The 6761-nt window shown below is 42.3% G+C and carries 2 protein-coding genes; both read right to left on the bottom strand.

What is annotated here, in order from left to right:
- Positions 1-14 precede the first annotated feature (14 nt).
- Positions 15-1010, bottom strand: coding sequence for a type IX secretion system membrane protein PorP/SprF (locus tag PHR76_RS01905; protein ID WP_300057864.1), 996 nt, complete (start codon positions 1008-1010; stop codon positions 15-17).
- A 6-nt stretch (positions 1011-1016) separates the two neighbouring features.
- Positions 1017-6761: PKD-like domain-containing protein (locus PHR76_RS01910; protein WP_300057867.1), on the bottom strand; the 5745-nt coding region annotated here is incomplete at its 5' end.

Raw genomic sequence — 6761 nt, forward strand, 5'->3', positions numbered from 1 at the left:
TTTTTGTATTTCTACTAGTTAATGGCAGGACAATTACATTGATATTTCTCTCTTTTACAGAATAAATTCATCCCCAGAGTAATTTGATGGAAACCAGCGGTATCAAAACGCACATTTCCAGTCAAATAAGAATACGTATAGGCAAACATAAACTGATTGTAATTTACCCCAATAATAGGTGTGATATACTGTAAACGTTGATCAGAAACAGAAGCTCCATCTTGATATTGAGCTCCATCCATACTTCTTCTATAAGATAATCCACCCCACATTTTTCCGAATTCTAAATCTTTATATACTTTTAAATTCAAATCAATTGATTTCTCTTTGGTTTCTTCTACTAATTGAAATAAAACAGAAGGCTCCCATTGCAATTGGTCACTATTACCAAATACATAACCTGCACTAAACAAGTATTTTCTCAAATTATCCGATTCAAACTCCGTGTAAATTTCTCTTCTTACGTTTGCCATCGCATTTTTTATAGTAAAGTGAGTGTAAAACTCCAAATAGTTATACGAAGCTCCTAAGTCGATATTGAAATAAGAATCTTTTTGATAAATTCCGCCAATAATTGGGTCAAATTCTTCAAAACTCGTTTCGTCCAATTGGCTTTGTATTACTGCTCCACTAATACCAAAAGAAAGTTGATTTAAATCTAACTCACTTCTAGAAAACATAATATGGTGAGCATAAGTAAGTTTTACTCCTTTTTGTGAATGATATCCATTTTTATCTGAAAACAAAATGGCACCTACTCCAGAACGTTCACCTACACTAGTATTGAAACTTAAAGTACTCAATCGTGGAGCATCTTCTTGTCCAAACCACTGTCCTCTCCCGGTTAATCGTAGTTTTCCACAATTAGCGGCACCTGCCATTGAGGGGTGAATTAAATAATAATTATCGGTTAAATAATCTGAATACACAGCAATTCCCTCTTGCGAATAAACCGCTTGTGTAAAAATAAATAATAGTAATAAATACTTTTTTTTGAGTTTAAGATTCATGGGCTTTTATCTTTTTAATGAAAAATGTGCTCTAAACACTTTTGCGTCTCCTTGCTCTTCATATTCAACGCTAAACCAGTAATCGGTTGAAGGAAGGGCCTCTCCGTTGAAGGTTCCGTCCCATCCTACTCCTAATGGACTAATTTGCTTGATGAATTTTCCGTAGCGGTCAAATATATAAATTTTTGCGTTAGGATTAACGTCCCGAAGGCTAAATATATTCCAAGTGTCATTTTGTCCATCACCATTTGGCGTAAAGAACTTTGGATAATCAATGATAAAGGCTTGGATAGTCGTATCTAAACAGCCATTGGTATCCTGAACCGTAATATAATGCCAGCCTGAGCTAACATTAGTAAACACATTACTAGTTTGGAAAGGGCCATAATCAATACTATACAAATAATTACCGTTATTCTGGTTTGGCGTGGTAACTCCCGTAGCAATCACCGTGATGGTTTGGTTCTCGCTAAAGTAATTGCTCACCTGATAGGTGACCACCGCTTGTTGTGAATAAATAACCTCTGCTGTTGTTGGCTCAGAAACACAGCCTGTTACACTGTTGGTTGCCACAACTGTATAAACTCCCGGCTCGGTGACCGTAATACTTGCTGTTGTGCCTACTTCTACTCCTTGTGCATCAGTCCATACAAAAGTATGGGTCAGCGGATCTAAATTACTGTCTAGTGTAAAATCGTTTAAAAGTTCTCCCGTTTCAGGGTCTAAACAGATGGTTCCGCCTTCTGGTGTTGGTTCTGGTAATAAATAGATGGTAAGTGGTATCGGTATAATCGTTGGACAACTGCTACTAGTAGCTGGATTAACGAGCACTGCATAAATGGTTTGCTGTTGTGGCGTTGTATTATTATACGCTTCTGGCGTAGCAATCGCTCCACTGTAATCGTTATCAACCGTGGCTTGTTGTGCATCGGCTAAATTTTCATAATAATAAACCGTGGTGCCCACCGGGTTGTTGGTTCCAATCAGTAGCGGACTTACTGTTGCTGTTAAATCAAAGGTGTAAATTCCATCATTATCGCCGATTGTATCACACACTGTAGTTTCTGGGGCATCAATTGGTAGCGGATTGGCTTGTGTGCCTTCTTCTACTTCCAAAATAACTTCTCCCGTAGCATTCACACAACCTGTGTCGTTGTTCACTACGCGCACATAAATGGTTTGAGGCGAACTAATATTGGTATACACGTTTGGAAGCGATGGTGTTCCTGCTAAAGCATCTGCCGCTGTTAAATAATAACTCACCGTATAATCTGCGGCTGCTTGTGTTGTTCCTAAAACCCTAGGATTCATCGTACTAAGCACAAAAGCCATCGCAAAATCATCTATCGGTTCACATTGGTAAAAGGCTATTGGACTCTCAGCAATGATTGGAAGCGGATTCACAATCAATTGTAATTCGACTAATTGATAACAACTCGGCTCGTTTACTCCTGGGATTCTAGTAACCCGAACCCAAATCGTTTGCGTGTTTGGTGTCGTATTACTATAATTCGCTGGGTCTAGAATTTCATTAATGGCAGCATTGGCATCCGACTCATTTTCATAATAGGTCAGTGCAAACTCTGTTAAACTCGCTCCATTTAAAATATAATTGGCCCGAAGGGTTAAATCAAAAACCTCAATTCCATCACCTGGATTATTATCATCACAAGCCTCTAACGCTTCTGGCATAGTGCGTGGCTCTGGAAGTGGTAACACCCGAATGGTCAAGGTCGTATAACTATGACAACCCGCTGGCGAAGTTACCCGAACCCCTAAAGTCTGAACCGTTACAATGGCATTGGTATAGGTTTGTGGGTTCTGTATCGCATTGATATCATCCAACGCATTTTGATAATTTGGATAATACGTTACCGTATAGCCGCCTAATCCTTGGGTAATGTCATTATCTCGAATCGTTAAATCAAATAACGTAAAGCCATCATTTGGCAACGACTCATCACATAAACTAAGTGGTGTAGGGAAAGTTAAGGCTAGTGGAATATCCACAATAAGCTCAAAACTACCCGTTTCAAAACAACCCGTTGCTAAATCAGTTACCCGAACCCAAATCGTTTGTGGATTACTCGTATTGGCATAACTTGCTGGATTGGCAATCCAAGCTATATTATCCACCGCATTTTGCTCTGTCGTATAATAACGTACCTGATAAGCAGAAGCTCCTTGGGGTTGTGCCGCTAAAATTACTGGTGTTTGAACCGTTAAATCAAAGCGACTTAATCCGTTTTGTGTATTGTTATCCGTATCACACAGAGTTAGGTTGTCCAATGTAGGCATCTCCGGTCTTGGATTAACCACCAAGCTTATCGCTCGGATACTAAAACATCCCGTTAGATTATCCTCGGCCCGAACATATAAAGTCTGTTGACCTTGTTCGATACTGGCGTATAAAATAGTCGTGTCAATGCTATCTGAACCATCCTGAGCTTGTTGCTGGGTTTCATGGAAGGTTACCGTAATATCCAAAGGCGAAGCTCCGTTGAGCAGTGGCGCAATTAATGCCGCTAAATCAAAACTTGCCAAGCCATCATTATTCTCATCACACAACTCCGTTGGTGCTATTGGAAATAAAAACGGTAAAGGCTCTACCCGTAAATCCAACAAGGTCGTTGCATAACATCCCGTTACCGGATCAAAGACCCGAACATGAATAGCTTGTGCATTCGACGTATTGGTATACGTGGTTGGTAAAGCATCCGTACCCGCTTGGGCTTGGGCTAAGGTTAAGTGAAAACTCACCTCTAAGCCTTCTTGAGCTCCAACAATATCATCAATAGCTAACGTTAAATCGAAAGTCTCTCGCTCATCGCCTGGGTTATTGACATCACAAAGCGATAAAGGCGTTGGAATGTTTGCAATAGGTAAAGCATTAACAATAAGCTCTAAAGGAGCTACATCATAACAACCCGTGGCAATCACCTCTACCCGAACCCAAATGGTTTGGGAACTGCTTAAATAAGCAGCGATGCCCGTTAATTGCGGAGTTGCTGCTTCTGCCTCTGCTTCTGTGGCATAAAACGTAACCGTATGTAAGGCCGGGTCTAATCCGTCTAAAATACCTGTAATGGTGGTCGTTAAATTAAAGACCTCTTGGCCATCTGAATTCCAATCGCATAATGGATAAGCTGTTGGAGTGGTATTAATTATCGGATACGGATTCACAATTAAATTAAAAGTTGTCACCGATGGACAATCTGTCGTGCCCGTATTGACTACTCGTATATAAATAATCTGTACACTCGGAGTTATCGAAGTGTAATTCCCAGGAGTCGGTATTGGAGCTCCTCCTAACAACGCATCTTGCATGGTTTCATGAAAAGTAACCGTGACATTAGGATTGCCACCCGTGATAAAAGCAATGGTTTGCGTTAAATCAAAAATACTTATCCCATCGTTATTATCATCACAATTTACTAAATCCGCTGGCGTATTAATCACCGGTGCTGGTGAAACCGTAAGGGTTACACTTTGGTTTAAAACAGCCGAACAAGTAGGATTTGTACCACTAAAAACACCTACTAAAGTAATAACTGTAGTAGTTGTATAGGTATCGGTTAACGATCCAAAACCAGAACCGTCTAGCTCTAAGGTTTGAACTGCTGAACCATCAACGGTATATTCTACGGTAGCTCCTGGTGTTCCGTTAAAAGTAACGGTCGCCTCTGTGGAAGGACAAAGCACACTATCGCCTGCAATACTCGCCGTAGGTACTGGACGCACGGTGACACTCACTGTAAAAGTGGCTAAACATTCTATAGGAGCAACACCCGAGGTAGCCGTAACCGTGTACACCACTGTAAGGGGACTAGTAGTTGTATTCTCTAAAGTCTGACTAATGGTGGTTTGTGGTGTGGTCTGATTCGATGCTCCTGTTATTCCTGTTGGTGCTGTTACACTCCACGTATAGGTTGTTCCTGTTGGAACAACATCAGGTGCTGTATTGGTTGGTAGAACCGTAAAGGTGTCTGCCGAACAAATCGTTTGTACCGTGTTGGCAATACTTGGTCTAGGGTTAACAGTAACCGTAATGGTAAAACTTCCCGTACACGTATTTGGTGCCACGCCTGAAGTAGCCGTTACTGTATAAATTACATTTATCGCTGCACTTGTTGTATTGGTTAACGTCTGACTGATGCTCGTTTGTGGTGTTGCTTGATTTGACGCTCCGGTAATTCCTGTTGGCGTAGCAACGCTCCACGTATAGCTCGTGCCTGTTGGAACTACATCTGGAAGTGTGTTAGTCGGAGTAACCGAAAAGGCCGTAGCCGAACAAATCGTTTGGGTGATATTGGCAATAAGCGGACTCGGATTAACGGTAACGGTGATGGTAAAAGTACTCGTGCATGCCGTTGGTGTAATTCCCGAACTAGCAGTCACTGTATACACCACATTTATGGCCGTGTTTGTCGTATTGTTTAAGGTTTGACTGATGTTTGCTTGTGGTAGTAGTTGATCGGCTGCTCCCGTAATTCCTGCTGGTGCAGCAACTGTCCACGTATAGGTTGTTCCTAGTGGAACAACATTCGGCGGGGTATCCGTGGGGCTTATCGTAAAGGTAGAACCCGTACAAATAACCGCTGTTTGATTGGTAATACTCGGTTTTGGATTCACCGTGACAGTTATAGTGAACGTATCGGTACAAACATTCGGAGCCGTGCCTACCGAGGCAGTGACCGTATATACCACATCAAGAGCAGAACTCGTGGTGTTGGTTAGCGTTTGACTGATACTCGTTTGTGGTGTTGTTTGATTCGATGCCCCCGTAACTCCTGCTGGTGCAGCCGCACTCCACGTGTAGGTCGTTCCTGTGGGAACCACATCTGGAAGCGTGTTGGCTGGCGTAACTGTGAAAGTGTCCGTTGAACAAATTGTTTGGGTGACATCCGCAATTTGTGGATTTGGAGTCACACTCACCGTAATGGTAAAGGTACTACTACACACATTTGGAGCCACACCAAAACTAGCCGTGACCGTATACACCACATCAAGACTTGCTACCGTGGTATTGGTTAGGGTCTGACTGATGCTCGTTTGTGGTGTCGCTTGATTCGATGCTCCTGTTATTCCTACTGGTGCAGTTACACTCCACGTGTAGGTTGTTCCTGTGGGAACTACATCGGGTGCCGTATTGGTTGGCGTAACGGTGAAGGTTTCCGCAGAACAAATACTTTGGGTTACCGCCGCAATTTGTGGATTTGGATTAACCGTAACAGTAATGCTAAAGCTGTCCGTACAAATAGTAGGAGCTGTACCCACCGAGGCCGTAACAGTATACACCACATCTTGTGGGGTTGCGTTTGTATTGATGAGCGTCTGACTGATACTCGTTTGTGGTGTTGTTTGATTTGATGCTCCCGTAACTCCTGCTGGTGCAGCCACACTCCACGTGTAGGTCGTTCCTGTTGGAACAACATCTGGAAGCGTGTTTGTTGGCGTAAACGTAAAAGTATCCATTGAACATATCACTTGAGTGACATCCGCAATTAGTGGTTCTGGATTAACCGTGACCGTGATTGTAAAACTCGCTGTACAAACGGTAGGTGTTGTACCCACTGAAGCCGTAACGGTATACACCACATCTAGTGATGTTGATGTGGAATTCGATAAGGTTTGGCTGATACTCGTTTGTGGTGTAGCTTGATTTGATGCTCCACTCACTCCTACTGGTGCAGTAACTGTCCAGGTATAAGTCGTTCCCGTTGGAACCACATCTGGAGCCGTGTTTGCTGG

The organism is Flavobacterium sp. (assembly GCF_028689845.1).
GTDB lineage: Bacteria > Bacteroidota > Bacteroidia > Flavobacteriales > Flavobacteriaceae > Flavobacterium.